General features: G+C 56.5%; 19 protein-coding genes and 2 tRNA genes. 10 read left to right on the plus strand and 11 right to left on the minus strand.

Features of this window, described 5'->3' with window-relative positions; all coding sequences use genetic code 11:
• Positions 1–97: 97 nt before the first annotated feature.
• Positions 98–418 (minus strand): heat shock protein HspQ, encoded by a 321-nt coding sequence (hspQ, locus tag OEU85_RS10025; RefSeq protein WP_262691336.1) that lies wholly within the window; start codon positions 416–418, stop codon positions 98–100.
• Between the two features lie 285 nt (positions 419–703).
• On the opposite strand from hspQ, the gene queF reads away from it, so the two are divergent.
• Positions 704–1,168: a preQ(1) synthase gene (queF, locus tag OEU85_RS10030; RefSeq protein ID WP_262691337.1), complete on the plus strand. Its 465-nt coding sequence runs from the start codon at positions 704–706 to the stop codon at positions 1,166–1,168.
• 13 nt (positions 1,169–1,181) lie between these two features.
• Positions 1,182–2,048 carry an ATP-grasp domain-containing protein gene (locus tag OEU85_RS10035; RefSeq protein ID WP_262691338.1) on the plus strand — a complete coding sequence of 289 codons (867 nt, stop codon included), beginning with the start codon at positions 1,182–1,184 and terminating at the stop codon, positions 2,046–2,048.
• Here the strand turns inward: OEU85_RS10035 and queE are convergent.
• The 3 genes from queE to OEU85_RS10050 all read right to left on the minus strand — a co-directional run bounded on the left by queE (position 2,045) and on the right by OEU85_RS10050 (position 4,716).
• The gene (gene queE / locus OEU85_RS10040) at positions 2,045–2,680 is read right to left on the minus strand and encodes a 7-carboxy-7-deazaguanine synthase (RefSeq protein WP_262691339.1); all 636 of its coding nucleotides are present in this window, start codon (positions 2,678–2,680) and stop codon (positions 2,045–2,047) included. The genes OEU85_RS10035 and queE overlap by 4 nt on opposite strands.
• 2 nt (positions 2,681–2,682) lie before the next feature.
• Entirely contained in the window at positions 2,683–3,381 is a 699-nt protein-coding gene (gene queC / locus OEU85_RS10045) for a 7-cyano-7-deazaguanine synthase QueC (protein WP_262691340.1), read from the minus strand.
• Between the two features lie 90 nt (positions 3,382–3,471).
• Positions 3,472–4,716 carry a dicarboxylate/amino acid:cation symporter gene (locus OEU85_RS10050; RefSeq protein ID WP_262691341.1) on the minus strand — a complete coding sequence of 415 codons (1,245 nt, stop codon included), beginning with the start codon at positions 4,714–4,716 and terminating at the stop codon, positions 3,472–3,474.
• A 243-nt stretch (positions 4,717–4,959) separates the two neighbouring features.
• Between OEU85_RS10050 and OEU85_RS10055 the strand changes: the two genes are divergently transcribed.
• Both OEU85_RS10055 and OEU85_RS10060 read left to right on the plus strand, forming a co-directional pair.
• Positions 4,960–6,468 (plus strand): S10 family peptidase, encoded by a 1,509-nt coding sequence (locus OEU85_RS10055; RefSeq protein ID WP_262691342.1) that lies wholly within the window; start codon positions 4,960–4,962, stop codon positions 6,466–6,468.
• 265 nt (positions 6,469–6,733) lie between these two features.
• Positions 6,734–7,237 (plus strand): hypothetical protein, encoded by a 504-nt coding sequence (locus OEU85_RS10060; protein WP_262691343.1) that lies wholly within the window; start codon positions 6,734–6,736, stop codon positions 7,235–7,237.
• 115 nt (positions 7,238–7,352) lie between these two features.
• Here the strand turns inward: OEU85_RS10060 and OEU85_RS10065 are convergent, their stop codons facing one another.
• The 6 genes from OEU85_RS10065 to OEU85_RS10090 form a co-directional block, all read right to left on the minus strand.
• A complete protein-coding gene (locus tag OEU85_RS10065) occupies positions 7,353–8,462 on the minus strand; it encodes an OmpA family protein (protein WP_262691344.1) in 1,110 nt (369 codons plus the stop codon).
• A gap of 209 nt (positions 8,463–8,671) precedes the next feature.
• Positions 8,672–9,097 carry a DUF2336 domain-containing protein gene (locus tag OEU85_RS10070; protein ID WP_262691345.1) on the minus strand — a complete coding sequence of 142 codons (426 nt, stop codon included), beginning with the start codon at positions 9,095–9,097 and terminating at the stop codon, positions 8,672–8,674.
• A gap of 201 nt (positions 9,098–9,298) precedes the next feature.
• A tRNA-Asn gene (locus tag OEU85_RS10075) sits at positions 9,299–9,373 on the minus strand.
• Between the two features lie 325 nt (positions 9,374–9,698).
• Positions 9,699–10,847: a serine hydrolase domain-containing protein gene (locus OEU85_RS10080; protein ID WP_262691346.1), complete on the minus strand. Its 1,149-nt coding sequence runs from the start codon at positions 10,845–10,847 to the stop codon at positions 9,699–9,701.
• A gap of 180 nt (positions 10,848–11,027) precedes the next feature.
• Positions 11,028–11,276, minus strand: a complete 249-nt coding sequence (locus OEU85_RS10085) for a ParB N-terminal domain-containing protein (protein WP_262691347.1) — start codon at positions 11,274–11,276, stop codon at positions 11,028–11,030.
• Positions 11,277–11,403: 127 nt separating this feature from the next.
• Positions 11,404–11,477 (minus strand) — tRNA-Cys (locus OEU85_RS10090).
• A gap of 166 nt (positions 11,478–11,643) precedes the next feature.
• On the opposite strand from OEU85_RS10090, the gene OEU85_RS10095 reads away from it, so the two are divergent.
• The 5 genes from OEU85_RS10095 to OEU85_RS10115 all read left to right on the plus strand — a co-directional run bounded on the left by OEU85_RS10095 (position 11,644) and on the right by OEU85_RS10115 (position 16,794).
• Entirely contained in the window at positions 11,644–12,561 is a 918-nt protein-coding gene (locus tag OEU85_RS10095; protein ID WP_262691348.1) for a GGDEF domain-containing response regulator, read from the plus strand.
• A gap of 93 nt (positions 12,562–12,654) precedes the next feature.
• Positions 12,655–13,632: a diguanylate cyclase gene (locus tag OEU85_RS10100; protein WP_262691349.1), complete on the plus strand. Its 978-nt coding sequence runs from the start codon at positions 12,655–12,657 to the stop codon at positions 13,630–13,632.
• 200 nt (positions 13,633–13,832) lie between these two features.
• Positions 13,833–14,486: a protein-L-isoaspartate O-methyltransferase family protein gene (locus tag OEU85_RS10105; protein ID WP_262691350.1), complete on the plus strand. Its 654-nt coding sequence runs from the start codon at positions 13,833–13,835 to the stop codon at positions 14,484–14,486.
• Between the two features lie 157 nt (positions 14,487–14,643).
• Positions 14,644–16,011 carry a TolC family outer membrane protein gene (locus OEU85_RS10110; protein ID WP_262691351.1) on the plus strand — a complete coding sequence of 456 codons (1,368 nt, stop codon included), beginning with the start codon at positions 14,644–14,646 and terminating at the stop codon, positions 16,009–16,011.
• A 186-nt stretch (positions 16,012–16,197) separates the two neighbouring features.
• Positions 16,198–16,794 carry a DUF2497 domain-containing protein gene (locus OEU85_RS10115; RefSeq protein ID WP_262691352.1) on the plus strand — a complete coding sequence of 199 codons (597 nt, stop codon included), beginning with the start codon at positions 16,198–16,200 and terminating at the stop codon, positions 16,792–16,794.
• Positions 16,795–16,828: 34 nt separating this feature from the next.
• Here the strand turns inward: OEU85_RS10115 and OEU85_RS10120 are convergent, their stop codons facing one another.
• Positions 16,829–17,866 (minus strand): pepsin/retropepsin-like aspartic protease family protein, encoded by a 1,038-nt coding sequence (locus OEU85_RS10120; RefSeq protein WP_262691353.1) that lies wholly within the window; start codon positions 17,864–17,866, stop codon positions 16,829–16,831.
• Between the two features lie 239 nt (positions 17,867–18,105).
• Here OEU85_RS10120 and OEU85_RS10125 point away from each other — a divergent pair, with 239 nt between their 5' ends.
• Positions 18,106–20,772: a valine--tRNA ligase gene (locus OEU85_RS10125; protein WP_262691354.1), complete on the plus strand. Its 2,667-nt coding sequence runs from the start codon at positions 18,106–18,108 to the stop codon at positions 20,770–20,772.
• The last annotated feature ends 233 nt before the right edge of the window (positions 20,773–21,005 follow it).

The following is a 21,005-nucleotide window of genomic DNA, read 5'->3' on the forward strand; positions in this document are numbered from 1 at the left end:
AAGGCGCCTGCTGGGGGCAGACACCTTTACCTACTCGGCCCCGGAACTCTGGGGTCATGCTTACTGGGCCTCAAGGCTCAAAACGCGATTTCTGTGATCAGTTCACAATATGACGGCTCGCGAAGTCGCCACCATCTTGCGCGGTGAAGAGGCGGGATAGGAGCGGGTGGTCAAATGATTTCGTCTCCGAACAAACCTCGAGATTATCTTCCGCGACATAGGTTGTGTGGGTCTCACCGTCCACAAGGACGTGGTACCAGGGGCGATCTTTGGGGGGATGCGAGCTAGCCATGATGTCATACCATTCAGGAGACTGGCTATACACTGCATCCACATCAAAGATGAGGCCGCGATAACCGAACCGGCGGTGGCGAATAACCGTGCCGGGGGCGAAGCGGGCTTTGCGGACATGTGCCATTGTTCTTCTCCTACTTGTCGACCACTGTTTCTCAAATCTCTGTGCTTGCCTGAGTCGACCAGACCACTTCTTGGTCCGTTAACTACACCCTACACGAGGCGTATTAATAAATGCTGAACTAAAAATACAAAACTGTTAAGGCTTTGGTAATTATCTTACAAAGGTTAACGAGGTTCAGGGGTATGATCTGCGGCGGTTTTCTGCGCTTTTTGCCAAAATACTTTGACAAAATGGCCCTGTCGTCGCATAGGCAGGGCAACAGGAAATACATGCGGGATTTGTGACATGAGCAAGGAAATATATCAGGGTCTTGGGCAGCTTGGCTCGAAGGTGGATGCCCCCCAGACGCCGGAAGAAGCCGTGCTTGAATATGTGCCCAACCCGCGCCCCAAGGTGGATTATCTGGTTCGGTTCACCTGCCCGGAGTTCACTTCGCTTTGCCCTGTGACCGGGCAACCTGATTTTGCTCATCTTATGCTGGATTATGTGCCTGGTGAAACGTTGGTGGAAAGCAAAAGCCTGAAGCTGTTTCTGCAATCTTTCCGCAATCATGCCGCCTTTCATGAGGACTGTACGGTCGGTATCGCCGAGCGCCTCGTGGCAGAGATGACGCCAAAATGGCTCAGGTTCGGGGGATACTGGTACCCGCGCGGCGGTATTCCAATCGATGTATTTTTCCAGACCGGCGCTGTGCCGGAGGGTGTGTGGGTTCCCGAACAGGCGGTGCCAACTTACCGCGGCCGCGGTTAAGAGGTCATATCCCATGCATCTTGCCTATCTTGCCTGCCGGGCGACTTTGCCCGGATCAACCAACCGCCGTGTCGATGCCTTTGAGCATGACCAGATGATGGATTGCCTGCGTCCAGCCGTTGAGGCGCATGGCGGCAAGGTGACAGATGTCGCATGGGATGATGCGGACGTTGACTGGGTGGGGTTTGACGCAGCCCTTATTGGCACCACCTGGGATTATCAGGATAACCTGCCGGCTTTTCTGAGCACGCTTGAACGTATTGAGACGCATATACCGGTTTTCAATTCACGCGCGCTTATCAAATGGAATACCGACAAGCGCTATCTGCGTGACCTTGGCAAAAAAGGCGTACGCCTTATTCCGACCATCTGGCTGGACAAGGTTACCCCAGGCGCGGTTGACGAGGCGTTCGAGGCATTTGGCGTGGACACGCTCATTGCCAAGCGGCAGGTGGGTGCCGCAGCCGAAGGGCAGCACAAGCTCAACCGCGGCGAGCCGGTACCCGACATGCCGCATGCCATGATGATCCAGCCCTTTATGGCCTCGATCCTCGCGGAAGGGGAAATCAGCTTTATCTTCATTGGCGGTGAGTTCTGCCACGCGCTGCTGAAAACTGCCGCAGCGGGGGATTACCGAATCCAGTCATGCTATGGTGGTAGGGAGACCCCCCTGGAGCCATCAGCGCATGATATTGCCAAGGCTGGCGAGGTGCTGGCCGCGTGTGACGAGATGCCGCTTTACGCACGGGTTGACATGGTGCGTGCGGACGATGGCGGCCTTGTTCTGATGGAAATGGAGCTTGTTGAGCCCTTCCTGTATCCCCTGCAGGGGCCGGAGCTCGGCCCGCGGCTTTATCAGGCGATCAAAGCCAGGCTTTAGGGTATGCCGACAAATTTGTGGGTCTGTACGCTCAGGTGCCACTTTGGGTGGGCTTTGACATACGCCACCGCTGCCGCAGTGTTCTCTGCCTGCATGGGGCTGTCCATCGGCTGCAGGTAAAAATGTTTGAAGTCCAGCGCTTCGAACTGCGCCGGGTCACCACCCGTTTGCGGGTAAACCAGTTTCAGTTCTTCGCCCTTCTGCACAATCATGTCCGAGCCGATTTTAGGGCTGATACAAAGCCAGTCGATACCCTCTGGCGGTTCGACTGTGCCATTGCTTTCAACCGCGATCTCGAAACCGGCGTCATGAAGCGCCGCAATCGCCGCGTCATCCAATTGCAAAAGGGGTTCCCCGCCGGTGCAGACGATAAACGGGATGCCGCCTGCACCAGCAGGCCACAGGGCTTTAATAGCCTCGGCAAGGTCGTCCGCCGTCTTGAATTTGCCGCCGCCGTCACCGTCAGTCCCGACAAAATCGGTATCGCAGAACTGGCAGATGGCGTTGGCGCGGTCTTGCTCACGTCCGGTCCAGAGGTTGCAGCCGGAAAAACGGCAGAACACAGCCGGACGACCGGCATTCGCGCCTTCGCCTTGCAGAGTGTAGAACATCTCTTTGACCGTATAGACCATATCTAGTCCTGATACCGGGTTGGATCGGTCAGCCCGGCTTCCTTGAAGCCCTTGGCGCGCAACTGGCAGCTGTCGCAGTGACCACAAGCGCGGCCCTGAGGGTCAGGATCGTAACAGCTGATTGTCATGGCGTAATCCACGCCCAGTTTTGTACCCGCACTGACGATTTCAGCTTTTGTCATATCAATAAGTGGCGTCTGAATGCGGATTTTTTCGTCCTCTGTCACGCCGGCCTTGGTGGCGAGGTTCGCCATCGTCTCATAGGCCGCGATATAGTCTGGTCGGCAGTCCGGATAGCCGGAATAATCCAGCGCGTTCACGCCGATGAAGATGTCTTTAGCGCCGATCACCTCAGCGTAAGCCAGTGCAAAGGACAAGAAAATCGTATTACGGGCCGGCACATAGGTCACGGGGATGTCATGGTTCATGTCATCATCGGAACGGTCCTTGGGGACGTCGATGTCGGCGGTCAGTGCACTGCCGCCAAAGAGACGCAGGTCCAGTACTGCCGTTTTATGTTCTGTCACGCCAAGGTGCTCGACAACGCGGTCGGCGGCCTCAAGCTCAACGCTGTGGCGCTGGCCATAGCGGAACGAGATCGCGTGTACGTCAAAACCCTGGTCGCGCGCGATGGCGACAACCGTGGCGCTGTCGAGCCCGCCAGAGAGAAGCACCACTGCTTTTTTCTGCTTATTCATCATTTCACTCTTATAAATCAAAACTGCCGGGGGCCCTATAGCACCCGGCAGTCAAGATGATAAGAAAAAAACTGCCCATACAGGGCGCAGCCCCTAGTCGACGGGCTTGGCGCAGAAGGTTTCTTCGTCCAGTTCGCCTTCCCATTTGGCAACCGCCGTGCCAACAGCCAGGTCGCCGGTTACGTTGACCACTGTCCGGATCATGTCGAGGGGACGGTCAAACGGGAATACAAAACCCACAATAATGAAGGTTTGCGCGTCATCAATCCCCAGCACGCTCATGACCGTGGCCAGCAGGAACAGGGATGCGGACGGCACAGCCGCAGTGCCGATTGACACCAGTGTGGCAGACAGCGCCACCAGCAGGTATTCGGCAACGCCCATATCGACACCAAGCGCCTGCGCTGCGAATACCGCCAGAATGCCCACATAAATCGCTGAGCCATCCATGTTGATGGTGGCGCCAAGTGGCAGTACGGAACTGGCGACAGACTTTTTAACCCCGAGGTTTTCCTCAGCCACGGTCATGGTGACGGGTAGGGTGCCCGAGCTTGATGAGGTAGAGAACGCCACAAGCTGTGCGCTGGTGATATCGCGAAAGAAACGGCCAGCCGGTAGTTTCAGCAGAAATTTGATGATGCCGCCATGGGTGACAACCACATGGATCAGGCAGGCAGACAGAAAGGTAATGACAAGCGGCAGCACGTCCAGCAGAAGCCCCACGCCGCCTTGGCCAACCATGCCCGAAATCAACGCAAATACGCCAAACGGGGCAACTTCCATCACCAGATGGGTGATTTTAAGCATGATTTCCGAGCCGGAGTCGAAAAGGTCCGCGACGGGTCTGCCTTTTTCCTGGGTCAGCAGCACACCGGTGCCAAGGAGCAGGGCAAAAAATATGATTGCCAGCATATTACCTTCAACCAGCGCGCCAATCGGGTTCAGCGGGATGATGGTCAGCAGGCGGTCCTTAAGCGACTGGGCTTCGGCAAGGCCCTTGGCTTCCGCACCCGCAAGATCAACACCAATGCCTGGCTGGATAATAGCGGCAAGCGTGAGGCCGATGGTGATGGCGATCAAGGTGGTGCCAATATAAAGCGAGAGCGTCTTTATCCCAAGCGAACCAAGGCGTTTTGGATCGCCCATCGCGATCACACCAGAAACGAGCGTGATGAAAACCAGCGGCACGACAATCATGCGGATCAACCGCAGGAAAATATCGCCGATCCAACTGATGGCGAGCGCGTTTTCACCTGCTATGGCACCAAAGATAATGCCCAGCACCAGCATCGCCATGATGCGTTTCCATAAAGTGATTTTAAACCAAGTGGATACCATGGCGTGTTCTCTCCCCAGACAGCCTTCCTTATTTTGCGCCTAGGGTTAAGCTATTCTGGGCTCAAGGCAAGGATGAATTGCAGCTTTATGGTGAAGCCGTCCCGGCCAGTATATCGTTATTGTCTGTAATAACTGAAGTTTTTGGTGTTCAGCCCCCGGCCGGCATTTTGTATTGAATGCCTTGCTGTCTGGCAAAACTGCGCTAGGGTATCGCGCAGGCAACTAAATTGAAGGGGATATGGGGTGCGTATATTCGCGGTGTGGAAGCTGGCAACGGTCATGATGCTTGCCGGTGCAGGATCAGGCATGTTGAGGGCGGATGAAGAGGCCGATGGCGCGGACCTGCCGATCCCGGCGCCGATGCGGATCGAGACCAGCCATAAAGGTATCTTTGCGGGTGCCAGGGTGGACTATAAAGCCGTTGTTTCCAACCTGTTGCTCAAGAATGAAGCGGGCGAGGTTTATGCCGACGCGGTCACCACGGCCTATCTGTCGGACAAACGGGATGGGCGCCCCGTCACCTTTGTGTTTAATGGCGGGCCGGGATCTTCGTCGGTGTGGCTGCATATGGGGCTTGTAGGCCCAAAACGTGTGGTGGTGCCAAGCGACGCCCAAAACGCCGGACTGGCCCCTTACACGCTTGTTGACAACGAATATTCGCTGATCGGCACCAGCGACGTGGTGATGATTGACCCCATTGGCACCGGCTACAGCCGTCTGGCGGGCAAGGGCAAGCCTGAGGATGTTTACGGCCTCGCTGAAGATGCCCGTACCGTCGCGCAGATTATCCGGGAGTGGGTCCGCGTCAACAACCGCTGGAACACGCCGATCTATATCATGGGGGAAAGCTTCGGCACAACGCGAGCCGCCGCCATACTCCCCTATCTGGAGGATGGGCCGGAACCCCTGCGCGTGAACGGGCTTATCCTTATTTCTCAAGCGCTTGACTATACAGGCAGTTCGCCGTTCCCGAATAATCTGGTCGCATTTGTCACCTATCTGCCGACCGAAGCGGCGACAGCCTGGTATCACGGCAAGGTGGAAAAGACGGGCAGCCTTGAAGAGCACCTCAAGGAAGTACGGGCCTTCGCAATGAATGAATATCTGCCGGCGCTGTTCAAGGGATCAGCCCTTGGTAAAGCTGAGTTTGACAGCGTTGCAACCAAACTGGCAGGCTACCTTGGCCTTGATGTGGCTTACGTGAAACGTGCCAAGCTGCGTGTGCTTGGCGGTCGGTTTGTCAAGGAACTGATGCGCGACGAAGGCTTGGCGGTTGGCCGCCTTGACAGCCGTTACCTGCTTGACGAGATCGACGATACCGCCGACAGCCCGCGTGCCGACGCGGCGGACGCCGCCATCTCGGGTGCCTATTCGGCTGCTTTGCATAATTATCTGAGAAACGACCTTGGCGTGGACCTTGATCGGCCTTATTATATCTCCGGCCCCGAGGTGGGGCGTGAGTGGGTCTGGGCGCGCGATCCCGAGGGCTATTATGAGCCTTCCTATGTGAATACGGCACCGGATCTGGCCGAAAGCATGCGCTTTAATGCGGGCCTTCGGGTTTTGGTTGCATCGGGCTATTATGATTTTGCGACCCCGTTTTTTGATGCCGAATATACCTTCTGGCGTCACGGGATCGACATGAGCCGGGTGACGATGACATACTATGAAGCGGGGCATATGATGTACCTGCACAAACCGTCGCTTGAGGCGGTTGCCCGTGATGTGAAGGCATTTATAGAGGGGAGATAAAGCCTGCTGGCGTGGATTGCCCTGAAGGATCAGGCATGAAAGGTTAACGGCGGGCTGGGCGCTTGGACTGTTTTCAGCGTTCACTTTTTTTTTATATTCCCCTGCTAAAGTGCTCTAAATCGGCCCGAAACTGCGCCAGATGTGTGCGGGATGTGCTGGAAAGTGTGCGAAAACTGCGCGGAAACTGTGCGGAAAGTGTGCGGCGTAAATGGCATTGCGTATCTGCCTTTGCCGCAGCCCGGAAGTATAGCGGAAAAGTGGGGACATGATCAAAGAAACCTGGCAAAAATTTATTGGTGGAAGTGTACTGGCGGCCGTGATGAGTTCGGCGGCTTCAGCGGCGTGTGTGTCGGTTGAGGAACTGCGGGCTGATCAGATGCGGTTTCTTGACATGCAGTTGCGTGTGGCGGCCCTTCAGTGCCGCAACCGGGGCAATGGTTTCCCCGGGCTATATAACGCTTTTGTTCTGGTTCACAAAAAATCGATCCAGGCCAGCCGCGTGCCGGTGGAGCAATATCTGGCACGCCTCAGCCACATTAGCATGGATGGTTACACAACCAGCCTTGCCAACCGGGTTTCCTTTGAAAGCATCAAGGTAAAGAATTTCTGCGAAGAAGCGGCGCTATCCGCCGTTTTCCTGATCGAACTTGCCGACCCGCTTGACGGTCTGGACCTTATGCCGATCGACTACAGCCCGCCACGCGGCATGTGCGCTGACACCGCCATGGTACTTGGCCAACCCCGATTGGGCCCCGCCACCTTGCGCTGAGCCACCGCCTTCGCCAGGGCGCGATACCGATATCCAGTCAATAACATCCAGCCAATGAAAAAGGCCAGCCCCGGGGGACTGGCCTTTGTGTTGTGTGCTGTATGAGACAGCAAGCTTAACGGCGCTTGAGCACAATCTCGCTGCGGCGGTTTTGCGGTTCACGCACACCGTCACCCGTGGAGACGAGCAGGTCGCTCTCACCCTTGGCGTCGGTCATGATATTACCAGCATCAACACCTTCGGCGATCAGCGCGGCCTTGACGGCTTCTGCGCGGCGTTTGGCGAGGCGCATGTTATATTCCTGCGTACCTGCCGTATCGGTGTGGCCCGTTGCCATCAGGCGAACCGTTTTCTGGTCCTTGAAGGCTTTGGCCGCTTCACGGATGATGCGTGCGGCATCTGGCGTGATGTCGGATTTGTCAAAGTCGAAGAAGACCATGAACGGGCCGGGCAGGGGTGCCGGTTTTGGCTCGGGCTTGGGCTCTTCCTTGACTTGTGGTGTTACCACAGGCTCCGGTTTTGGTGTAGGGCGTGCAACTGGCGCCGGTGTCGGTTCAACGCGCTTCGGCTCGTCGCCACCGAATTTCCAGCCAAGGCGCACAAACACTTCGTTGTTGCGCACAGCGTACCCGACGTTGCCGTCTTCGGAATTCATGGTGTTGTCAAACGTGCGGAAGTGCCGTGCACCCAAACCCAGTTCCATACCGCCATCAAATTCACGAATAAGCTGAACCATGCCCTGACCGGCAGTTGTCCAGCCGCTGTCGTGGATGATGGTCCGGTTCGGACCATTGCGGAAATTGTTCACATCGATATTGGCAACACCGAGACCAAGGCCTGCGAACAGCTTCCAGTCTTCGTTGCCAGCAAGCTGGTACCAGGCGTTGGCCATCAGCGAGGTTGACTTCTGGTTGCCTGCTGCGGGCCGTTCACCCAGTGGCAGGCCTATGCCGCCACCATTGTCTACATCGATGCCGTCGATGCTGTTTTTGCGTACGGCCATTTCGCCTTCAACGCGCCAGCGGCCCATGGCTTTACCAAAGTAAAGACCCAGCATGCCGCCCATTTTTTTGTCGTCTTCCAGATCAAGGCCCGTCACCGTACGGTTGATTTCGGTGTCGCTTGACGATGTGAGGCCAGCTTCGAAGCCGCCATAGAGGTGATCATCCGCTATAGCCACAGTTGACGCCGTGCCAAGCAGGATGGGGAGTAGAATCTTGCGCATAATTTTCACCTTACAGATTGTGAGGTCGTATATATTTTTTTCGGCACTGGGGTGCCACTTGAAACAATCTTTGCTGGATTACCGTTAAATTGAGGCAGAAACAAGGAAAATGCCGCCCGGCGTTGGCTATTTGTGGCGCTAAAGTCGCACTTGTGTTGCAGATGTACCGCAAGAAAGAGCGCAGCCTGCATTGTGATATTTCAGGAGGGTTACGCCAGATATAACACGCGGTCCGGGCGTTGGCTTGGTGCCGTTTTGCCATACAGGCGGCATATCAGGGGCAGCATCGGGCGTATCAGCTCATCCTTCATGCCGGCTGTGCGTAACAGCACGCGCAAATTATTTTTAGCCGTTTTTTCAAGAATGTCGCGGATATCAAGAAGCGGCAACCCCGCGAGGATCGCAAGCGAGCTTTCGAGAAAGGCTTTTGAGCCCTTTTCGGTCATGGCGTAAACGAGCGGGCCGGTAAGACCGCCGCACACCTTGAGTTCAATTACCTGCGCATGAATGCGCCCGGGACTTGCGGCCCTGAGCTTGCCCCACAAGTGATCTGCCGTGGTTTCCGTCGCGCTTTCACCCGCGTCGTTGACCTTGGCGTGATTGGCGAAAGAAGGGGTCTTTGAGAGATGTTCCATGCTCCAATCTCCATTGGCTGGTCAATGCGCCGCCATGTGGTGACCCTCCGCAGGGGCGTTGTCTGATAACTCTTTACTACGCCCCTCTAACTCCCTGACAAGAATGTAGGCGAGCCGTGGCAATTGTGCGGCAAATGGAAGGAGATGTGAGGGCGGGAAAAGAAGAAAGCCCGGACGCTCAGGTGTCCGGGCTTTCAAAATTGGCTCCCCAGGGCGGATTCGAACCACCGGCCAAGCGGTTAACAGCCGCTTGCTCTACCACTGAGCTACTGGGGATCATGGTAGATGTCCGCGGGGCGTCTGCGCCGCGAATGGGTGCCTTTATACTGAAAATTTTTCGCCTGCCAAGCCCTAATTTCATTTTTCTGAAATGTAGCGTTAAAAAGCGCGCGGCGCTGCGGTTTCACTGGATTGCCCGCGATTGCGATGCCGTAAAGCCGGGCGGAATTCAGTGTCAGACATGCCGCTGGCATACAGGGGCAGGTCGTTGCCCAGTTCAGACCGGTACCACCTGCTTGCCGCCCCAAAGGTTTATCTCGTGAGTGTACGTCGGTGTTTTGGTCGGCCCCGGTTTTGCTTCTATTCAGGATTTTGCTTCTGTTCAGGGTTTTGTTTCTGTTTCCTCGATATGCAGGAAAGTATTGACGAATTTATTGTTCACATCACGAATGCCGCGGGCGCGGTAGCGGTTGACAAACAGCATGGTGGAAATGCCCTGTTCTGGGAAGCGCATGTAAACCGAGGTAAAGCCACCAACCTGGCCGGTATGGGACCGTGTTTTATGGTTGTCGTCATAGGGGGTGACGTCCCAACCGTAGCCATAGCCGGTTTCAGAGCCATCGGGCAGGGTGCCGGATGTCCACATCTCCGCCTTTGCCTTGGCCGACAGCAGCGTGGTGCCGTTCAGCGCAGCGTCCCACCTGGCCATGTCGGCGGCTGATGTCAAAAGGCCACCGGCGGCAAGTGTTGACGAATATTCCGTCGGGTTACGGTTGATCAGCTCACCAACCTTGTTTTCCCAGTAACCTTCCGCCCGGTGCTTGATAATGGCAGCGGGGTCGGCAAAGCGGGTTTGTGTCATGCCCAGCGGCTTGAATATCCGGGCCTGGAAGACCTCCCGCAGCGGTTTGCCCTCAACCCGCTCGATGATCATGCTGAGAAGATAATAGCCTGTGTTGCTGTAATAATAACCGGTGCCGGGGGTAAAATCCATCGGCCGGGAATGGCCTATTCTGATCACTTCCTCCGGCGTCAGGCGGTAGCGGTATACATCATAACTTCTGATTTCCTCATAGTCGGGAATGCCGGACTGATGTTGCATCAGCTGTTTGATGGTAACCGCGGTCCACTCACTGGGCAGGTAGTTCAGATATTTGCTGATCGGATCACCGACATCCAGCCTGCCTTCTTCGGCCAACATCATCACGGTCGCGGTGGCGAACTGCTTGCTGATCGAGCCTATCTCAAAAACACTGTCGTCGGATACCGGGACATCCAGTTCCACATTGGCAAGCCCAAAGGGTTTGAGGTGCAGGATTTTGCCGTTCTGATACACAGCGATCAGGCCGCCGGGGATGTTGTTTTTTTCAAGTGTGTCGGCGAAAGCGGCATGCAGATCGGTCAATTCCTTGTCGTCCGGCATCTGGTATGGGGCCGAAGCCTCGCGCGCGCCCTGGTCGTGGGCCGCCACTGACAGGCCCGTTATTGCCAAGGTCGCCGCTGCCAGCAAAGGCCTGAGTGTCCGTATCATCCGCTATCCCCCGAATGGTTTCATCGTATGGTTTCATCATATGGTTTTATCGTGGCCAAAACCTTGGCACATCGTACTGGCGGGGCCAAAGAGTTTTAACCGCGAGGGGCACAGGCGGGTTACACATCTCGCCCGCCGACGGCGGGGCGGATCAGGCCTAAAGCGGTTTGAGAAGCTCTGCTAGAATTTTCTGGCCTGAACGATATAGGCGGGGATGGTCTCGTCCCCCACGGTTTTGCAGGCTTCCAGCCGGTTGACACCTTCAATCAGCACATACCGGCCCTTGCCCTCACGGACGCGGACGGGCTTTCGCTGCGCACCATCCATCATCTCGGCGACGATGGTGTCAATCTCGCTTTGTTTGATCTCCTTGCGGCGATCGGTGGGGACATAGATTTCGGCAATTTTGATGGGGGCGGTTTTGAGCATGATGTGTCCTCTCAGGCATGCAGCCTATGCTGCCGCATGCGGCGCGTAAAGCGGATCTTTTACGCATGAGGATATGATGCGTTTTTAAACGCGGACACCGGCGAAGCTCAGGAATTCAAGGGAAAGTTGGAGGCGCGGACCGGAATCGAACCGGTGTACACGGATTTGCAATCCGCTGCGTCACCACTCCGCCACCGCGCCTCTCATGGTGTTCGCACCGTATAGAACCCCACTCAGGGGTGGTCAAGGGACTTTTTGTTGTATGCTGTCGCCATTGCCTATTATAAGGACGGTGAGGGCAGGATGGTGGTGGGGCATCTCCTGAGATACGTGGCTGGTACGTAGCTGATGGTTATGGGAGATGTGGGTGGCTTTTGAAGAAAAAGTGCTGGTGATAGATGACAGCGCTATCGTGCTGGAGATGATCGAACGCACCATCGGCGACATTGTTGAAGTGATCACGGCGAGTACCGGCAAGGCCGGTCTGGTGAAGCTGCTGGAGCATAAGCCCACGCTTGTACTGCTTGATGTCAAACTGCCGGACATTGATGGCATGAAGGTATGCAAGGCCATCAAGGCCGACAATCGCACCAAACATGTCCCTGTGCTTTTGATCACCGGAGAAGAGACCGATGCCGATGCGGAGGCGGCAGCTTTTGCCACAGGCGCGGCAGACTTTATCCGCAAGCCGATGCATCCGGCTGTGGTGCGGGCGCGCGTGAAGTTGCAGCTTGAGCTTGAGATGCGGGCGCACGCGCTCAATGCGGTCAATATAGAACTGCAGCGTCTGGCCAGCACGGACATGCTCACCGGCTGCCTGAACCGGAATTATTTTATCAACTCCGCCGACGCGGAGCTCAGCCGCATGAAACGGCATGATTTTGCTGTCTGTGTCGCGATCCTTGACCTCGATCATTTCAAAAACGTCAACGATAGTTTTGGCCATGCAGCGGGTGACGAGGTGCTGCGCCTTGCTGCCGCCTGCATGAAAGACGCGGTACGTCATGAGGATACCGTTGGTCGGCTGGGTGGGGAGGAGTTCGCAATTCTGCTGCCGGTCGCCGATGCGGGCGGTGCGTTGATTGTGCTTGAGCGCCTGCGGGAGCGGTTGAGCGAACTGCGCTATCAGGGCACGCGGCCGGACTATAGCGTGACGACCAGCATTGGCCTCGCCGAGGTGTATCACCGCGACCTGAAAATCGAGGACGCGCTGCAGCGCGCCGACGAAGCTTTGTATCGTGCAAAACGGGAAGGGCGGAATCGAATTTGTGTGGCAAATACATAAATGCGGCCTTTGGGCTGATTGAGGGTTGCACTTGCGGGACTGCGCCGCAATACTCCCGGTGGGTGTGATTGGGTATGACGCGCGAGTAATCCTATGTCTGATGATAGTGTATTAATCGTTGAGGATATTCGCGTAATGGCGAAACTCCTTGAATCGACGATTTCTGACCTCGCGGAGGTGCGGGCGGTGGATTGCGGCACCGACGCACTCAGGGTTGCCAGGGACATTCAGCCCAGCCTCATTCTTCTTGATATCGTTTTGCCGGACATTGATGGCTTTGAAGTATGCAAACGCCTCAAAGCCGACGATGCCACGCGGCACATCCCTGTCATTATCATCACCGGTCTTCACACGGAAACCGAGGATGAGACCTCAGGTTTTGCGCTGGGGGCGGTAGATTATATCCTGAAGCCGTTTGAACGCGAGATTGTGCGGGCGCGGGTGAAAACCCAGCTGGAGCTGGTGCGCGGCAGGCGCGAGCTTGAAGCCGCGAACAAGGAACTGGCCTATCTGGCCGCCGTGGACCCGCTGACCAAATGTTTCAACCGCCGCTACTTCCTCAGTGCCGCCGAAAGTGAAATCGCCCGTATGAAGCGACACGGCACCGAGCTGGCGGTGGCGATGATTGACATTGACCGGTTCAAGTCAATCAACGACCGGTTCGGCCATGAGGCAGGGGACAAGGTGTTGGCCAATGTTGCCGAAGTGTGTGAGCACAGCTTGCGCCGCGAAGACACGCTCGGTCGGCTCGGGGGCGAGGAATTTGGCATTATCCTGCCAGCAACCGATCATGACGGGGCGATGGAGGTTCTGCAGCGGCTGAAAAGCCGGATCAGTCATCAGGTCTCTGTGATTGCCCGGGAGACGGTGTCGCTGACGATCAGTATCGGGTTGACGGATGTGTCCGGCGACGACGGGAGTGTCGATGATGCGCTCAGGCGCGCTGACAAGGCGCTCTATACCGCGAAAAAACTGGGCCGGAACCGTATTGTGTATGAGCCCAGCACCCCTGCGGACCTGCCGCCAAGTAGCTTTCCCATGCATGATCCGCATGATGGTGATTTTAACTGACAGTGCCGCGGCAGCCGGGCCATCAGTCGGTCGTGTTTAAGCGTCCTTTGGTCGCAGTGGGGTAGGGGCAGGCAGGGCGCTGTGGCAAAAAGCCTCTCGGAAACATGATTTTTTGCATGAAAACGCGTTGCCTATGGACGCCAGCGTATTTATAAAGCGGCAAAGCCGTATATAGATTTATTGAGATAGAGGTTCTGACCGTGACCGAATCAGCCGTTGCCCGCAGCCATATGATCGATTGTCAGCTTCGTGTGAACGAAATGAATAACGAACGTGTGATCGACGCCATCCGCGCCATCCCGCGTGAGCAGTTCGTGCCAAAGGCAAAACGGGCTGTGGCCTATGTCGATGAAGACCTGCCGATTGGCGATGGCCGTTACCTGATGGAGCCGATGGTCTTTGCGCGGCTTCTGAACGCAGCGGAGATCGGCCCGCGTGACCTTGTGCTCGATATCGGCTGTGCGACCGGCTATTCGACCGCCGTGATCGCAGGCCTTGCAGACGCGGTTGTCGCGTTGGAAATGGACGCGGACCTTGTGATCAAGGCGGAGAAGAAGCTGGCGGCGCTTGAGGTCATGAATGCGGCGGTGGTGCAGGGCGCCCATGCCGCCGGTGTGGCCAAGCAGGGCCCGTTTGATGTGATTGTGATCGAAGGTGCGGTCGAGGAAGTGCCCGCAGACCTCGTGAAACAATTAAAAGAGGGCGGGCGCCTTGTGTGCGTAAAACTTGAAGGTGGGCAGGGTCGTGCCCATATCGTGACGATGGAGGCGGGCATTCCGTCCGGCAGGGACCTGTTTGACGCAAATACACCGCTCTTGCCCGGCTTCATGAAAGAAAAAGGTTTTGTATTTTAAGTCCACGCTGGAAAATGATGCCACCCGGGAGTGGATCTGTAATCTGGGTGGAGTTGAATTTAAAAAGGTGATAAAAACCACCAACCCCTTGGTGTAAAGGCCTGCAAGAAGGCTTGAAGCCAAATAATAACTACAGCGAGGAAACAAGGAGACGCAGATGAAAAAGGGGATCGTATCACTGTTGGCTATGGCAACAGTGATCTCAGGGACATTCACGGCAAGTGGCGAAACGCTCGAAGAAGCGCTCGCGGCTGCCTATGAAAGCAACCCGCAACTGATGGCGCAACGGGCAGCACTGCGCGGCATTGACGAAAGTATTTCCCGTGCGAAGTCCGGCTTTTTGCCGTCGCTTCAGGGCGAGTACAGTTATGGCGAGAGTGATACCAAATTGGGAGATGACCCCAGCGTATCAGGTAGCTCGGAATCTTATGGCATTACGGCCAATATGAACGTTTTTCGTGGCTTTCAGGACCGCAACTCCGTCAAGGGTGCGCGCAATAACGTGATGGCCGGTCGGGCGCAATTGCAGTCGGTCGAACAACAGATTTTACTGGATGCCGTGTCGGCGTATATGAACGTTGTGCGCGACGAAGCCGTTGTGCGCCTTAACGCCAACAACGTGCAGGTGCTGGACCGCCAGCTTCAGGCCAGCCAGGACCGTTTCCGCGTGGGGGAAGTTACCCGCACGGACGTGGCCCAAAGCGAAGCCCGCCTTGAAGGTGCAAAATCGCAACTGCTGACCGCAGAGGCAACCCTGGCGTCAAGCCGCGCGCAATACCGCCGCGTGGTGGGCCGCGCGCCAGCAACGCTTGAGACACCAGACGGTAAGCCTGACCTGCCAAGCAACCTTGATGCCGCAATCGAGCTTGCCATGGAGCTGAGCCCCGGTGTGATTGCCGCGCAATATAGCGAGCGTGCTGCGGATTATTCCGTCAAGCAGGCCAAAGGTGCGCTGTTGCCAACAGTTGGAGTTCAAGGCAGTTGGAGTGATACCACAAGCACAGGTGTATCGCGCGATACCGGTAACCCGCTTTCAAACTCCACTGAGCAGAAAAGCGTTGGCGTACAGGTCACCGTACCACTTTATGCCGGTGGCGCGCGCTATTCAGACATTCGCAGGGCCAAGCAGTTGCGCAGCCAGCGCTTGATGGAAATCCGTCAGGCCGAGCGGGTAGCGCAGGAAAATGTCTTTGTCGCGTGGGATCAGTACCGTGCTGCCGTCGGCCAGATCACCTCATCCGAGGCACAGGTTCGCGCAAGCGAAATCGCGCTGGAAGGTGTACGGCAGGAAGCCTACGTTGGCTCGCGTACCACGCTTGACGTACTGAACGCGGAGCAGGAGCTTCTGAACGCCCGTGTGGCGCTTGTGCGTGCACAGCGCGACGAGTTTGTGGCTGCCTACAGCCTTGTATCGGCAACCGGTCGCCTGACCGCCAAGGACCTCGGCCTTGGTGTCACCCGCTATGACCCGGACGCCTATACCGACAAGGTGGATGACAAATTCTTCGGCATGGGTGTCGACTAGGGTTTGACAGAAATATCATGATTAAAGGGGCCTTTTGGCCCCTTTTTCTTTGGAATTTTAAGGTTTTTCACCGGCATTGCTTTTTCAGTGTGTTGTTCGTAACTTCCTTTGCTAGTTTAAGAATTATTGACACCTGACTCTCTTAACGGTACCTCTGGTCTAGGGAGTTTTAACAGTGGCTGGTCTATGAGCGATAACGCATCCGAAGACGAACCGACAATGGAAGAGATACTGGCGTCTATTCGCCGGATCATTTCTGACGAGTCGGATGACGAGGCAGCTGAGCCGGAGGTTGAAGAAACCTTCGACGAAGAGCCCGAGCCACAGCCCGAGCCGGAACCTGAACCGGAGCCGGAACCTGTTCCTGAACCCGAGCCGATGCCGGAACCTGAGCCGGAACCAATTCCGGAACCGGAACCAATTGCTGAGCCGGCGCCGATGCCCGAGCCACAGCCCATGCCTGAGCCAGAGCCATGGCCAGAGCCGGAACCCGTCTACGCGCAGGAGCCCGAGGAAGAGGACGTCTTTGAACTGACGGACCTTGCAAGCCCGGGCGACGTGGAAGCGATTGTGTCGCCGCCGGTGGAAACCCGCACGGCCGAGAGCTTTGCCCACCTCACACAGATGATGGTGGCAGGGTATGCGGGGGCGGATAACACGCTGGAAGCGCTCGTGCGCGCCATGCTCAAACCCATGCTGCAGGGCTGGCTTGACGAGAACCTGCCCAGCATTGTGCAGGACGCGGTTGAGCGCGAAGTGGCACGGATATCCCGCCGTAAATAAACCGGTCCATCAGTGGTCATTTGCGCGCGGCCCCTTATTCCGGCACGATTTCCGTATTGTTTTTCTGGTAGGTGTCCTTGGGTGTGGCGGAGGGCCGTGGGCGTAAGTCTTTGATAATAAAGTCTTCATCGCCGGGGGTGTAGATCACTTCATTGCTGATGCGGTAGCCGATGCCCCCGGATTTGACACGAGGTTCCAGCAACAGGCGTTCGCCAGATAGGTCAATCACATAACGGAACGGCAGGAACATGCTGGCGCCAATCAGGCCATCACGGTCATCCAGCTGGCCGTCCCGTGATGGTCCGACAAAAACGGGGATGTTGCGATAAAGGAGTTTGGAGAAACGGATCAGGCCAAAAAATACCACGCCCTTGTCCTCTGCCGTCAACTGGCTTTTTTCTTCCGCCGTGGTCACGCGCTCAAAATGCCGATCATGCCACAGCACCACACCGCCGGGGTATCCCGTATCCAGTAGCAGCTTTTTGGTGGTGGGCCATTGTTCCCACGGCAGGCGAAAACGCTGTGTGAGATAGGGGATGCCGTCCTCCAGGATCAGGTCATGCTTGACGCGGTAGCCTGCTGTTAGGTCAGTGCCGGGCGCATAAAGCTTCATGATTTTTTCTGACGGAACGACCTCCACCACAAATCGGGTCAGGAAGTCGCGGCCCAGAATACCGGAAAACTTTTTGCCAATATCGCCGATGATGCTCTCATCCGCGCGGATATAAAGCGTGGTTTCGCTGGTGAAACTAAAACCACCTGCCGTGACCACAAGCCCCGTGAGGCGCCTGCCGGTTGCTGCTGTTGCAAAGGCAGGGAAGCTGATCCTGGCCTCAGGGCCCAGTTGTAAATCATGGCTGTTCAGGCCTTCACTTTCAAACAACAGGGACACAGACGCACCCGTATCAAGCAAAAGGCGCTGTTCCACTCCGCCAATGCGGAAGGTGGCATGGATGCGATTATCGCTCAGGTCAATCGGGATGCTTGCAAGGGGAGACGATTTTGCGAGACCCTCTGCGCGGCTGGCGGAAAAGGCAAGCAGGCAACACAGCAGTATCGCAAGCGATCGCATAATCGAGGCACTCCTTCTTCCCTTTGGGGAGCCTATCACACCGGTGCCGTACCCGCCAATTGCACTTTGGTCGGTCCGGTGGCAGCGCCATACACTGTGTCGAGGCGGAAATGTGAGCAAAATGACGAGTTCTGGCTTTTGTTTTGCGCCAGAATTGTGCATTGTGCGGCCCCGGATTGCCCGGCAATATGAAGGTGCTGCAACCGATGCGGCATATGTGTGACAAAACGGAATAGAAGATGCTCGACAAGACATACACCCCGGCGGATATTGAAGCCAAATGGTACGAACACTGGGAAAGCACTGGCGCGTTTGAATGTGGCAAGCGCAAGGATGCCGAGCCCTATGTCATTGTCATGCCGCCGCCGAATGTCACCGGCAATCTTCATATGGGCCACGCGCTGGATAACAGCCTGCAGGATGCGCTGGTGCGCTTTGAACGCCTGCGCGGCAAGGATGTGCTGTGGCAGCCGGGCACTGATCACGCGGGTATCGCCACCCAGATGGTGGTCGAGCGTCAGATGGACGCCGAAGGCAGCAATGTTAGCCGTCAGGACATGGGCCGTGAGGCCTTTATCGAGCGCGTGTGGAAGTGGAAAGCGGAATCCGGCGGTGCCATCACCACCCAGCTTCGCCGCCTTGGTGCCAGCTGTGACTGGTCGCGCGAGGCCTTCACCATGGATGAGCCGCGCTCAAAGGCGGTGCTGAAGAAGTTTGTCCAGCTCTATAAGGAAGGCCTGCTTTACAAGGACCAGCGCCTTGTAAACTGGGATCCCAAGCTCAAAACCGCCATTTCTGACCTTGAAGTTGAGCAAAAGGAAGTGGACGGCCATTTCTGGCATTTCAATTACCCGATTGCCGAGGAAGAAGGCCGCTTTATCGAGATTGCCACCACCCGGCCCGAGACCATGCTGGGCGATACGGCCGTTGCCGTGCACCCCGAAGACGAGCGTTTCAAGGACCTGATTGGCAAGCATGTCAAGCTGCCGCTGGTGGGCCGGCTGATCCGCATTGTAGGTGATGAACACGCCGACCCCGAGCAGGGCACAGGTGCCCTGAAGGTCACGCCTGCGCATGACTTTAACGACTTTGAAATCGGCAAGCGCCACGACCTTGAAATGATCAACATTTTCGACCGTGACGCGGCGGTGAATGAAAACGCGCCTGAGAAATATCAGGGCATGGACCGCTTTGAGGCCCGCAAGGCTATTGTGGCCGACATGGACGCCGCCGGTTTCCTCGTCAAGGTGGTGCCGCACAGGCACATGGTGCCATATGGTGACCGTGGCGGTGTGGTGATTGAGCCCTGGCTGACAGAGCAGTGGTATGTGGACGCAGCCACGCTTGCGGCGCCTGCCATTGAAGCGGTCGAGACCGGCAAGACCAACTTTATCCCCAAGAACTGGGAAAAAACCTATTTTGAATGGATGCGCAACATCCAGCCGTGGTGTGTATCGCGCCAGCTTTGGTGGGGCCACCGTATCCCGGCGTGGTATGCGGCCGATGGCAGTGTTTTCGTTGAAGAAACCGAAGAAGCGGCCTATGAGGCCGCCCGCGCCAAGCTGGGTGAGGGTGTTGAGCTGACACAGGACCCGGATGTGCTCGACACGTGGTTCTCCTCCGCCATGTGGCCATACAGTACGCTTGGCTGGCCTGAGGACACCGCTACGGTCAAAAAATATTACCCCAACAGCACGCTCATTACCGGGTTTGATATCATCTTCTTCTGGGTAGCACGCATGATGATGTCCGGCATTCACTTCATGGCCGACCCGGAGAATCCGGAAGAAATCCGTGTACCGTTCAAGAATGTGTATATTCACGCGCTGGTGCGTGACGAACACGGCGCCAAGATGTCCAAATCCAAGGGCAATGTGATCGACCCCCTTGAGTTCATCGAAAAATATGGTGCGGATGCGCTGCGTTTCACGCTCATTGCGATGGAAGCGCAGGGGCGGGATATCAAGCTCAGTGAAAAACGGGTGGAAGGTTACCGCAACTTTGCCACCAAGCTTTGGAATGCCGCCCGCTTCTGCGAGATGAATGAGATTGCCGGCTCAGACAGTGCTGAGGCACCCGACGCAACCCTGGCGGTGAACAAGTGGATCATTGGCGAGGTTGCCAAAACCACGGCAGCGATCACGCAGGCGTTTGACGCTTTCCGTTTCAATGATAGCGCCGACGCCATCTATCACTTCACGTGGGGTACCTTCTGTGACTGGTATGTGGAGCTGATCAAACCGGTCTTCTGGGGCGACGACGAAGCGGCCAAGGCAGAGACCCGCAAGGTTGCTGGCTGGGTGCTGGATCAGATTCTGGTGCTCTTGCACCCCTTCATGCCCTTCATCACCGAGGAACTTTGGCACGCCACCAAAGCTGACCGCCCCTATGACCTTATCCACGCGGCATGGCCAGTGGTGGACGAGGCCAGCGCGACCGCAGGTGAGGATGTCAACTGGTTGATCCGATTTATTGGTGAGATCCGCTCAACCCGCGCCGAGATGAATGTGCCAGCGGGCGCCAAGGCAACCGCGCTGGTGGTGGGCGCGAGCGAGGGTACCAAAGCGCGCTTGACCGAGTTTCAGGACATGCTGTGCCGTCTTGCGCGGCTTGAAAAAGCCGAAGCTGTGGACGCGGCAGACAGCAAAGGGGCTGCCCAGCTTGTGGTGGACGAAGCGACGGTGTATCTGCCGCTTGCCGACCTGATGGACCTGGATGCCGAGAAGGCCCGGCTTGAAAAGAACCTGGAGAAGCTGAGCAAGGAAGCGGGTGCCCTTAAAGGGCGGCTGGGGAACGAGAAATTTGTTGCGAAAGCGCCGGCGCATGTCGTTGCGGAAGCGCGCGAGCAGCTTGTCGATCTGGAAGCGCAGGCGGAGAAGGTGAAGGCCGCCTTGGCCCGACTTTAATTCGCTGCCGAAACAAGTTGATGCAGGGCGCCCTTCGTGGCGCCCTTTGTCGTTTGTGCAAAAGGGCATTAACTTCTTGCTGCTATGATGTCGTTCAAGCAAAACTTTAAGGGGAGTCCGCAGACGGGCTTTTTCGCTGTGCCGCGAATCTTTTTATTAGGATGGCTAACTATTCATGAAAGCTTGTAATTACGCGCTAGGTGTGTATAACACGCGCCCGTGGAGTGATGTGG

It is taken from the genome of Kordiimonas aestuarii (genome assembly GCF_025574465.1).
Classification (GTDB): domain Bacteria; phylum Pseudomonadota; class Alphaproteobacteria; order Sphingomonadales; family Kordiimonadaceae; genus Kordiimonas; species Kordiimonas aestuarii.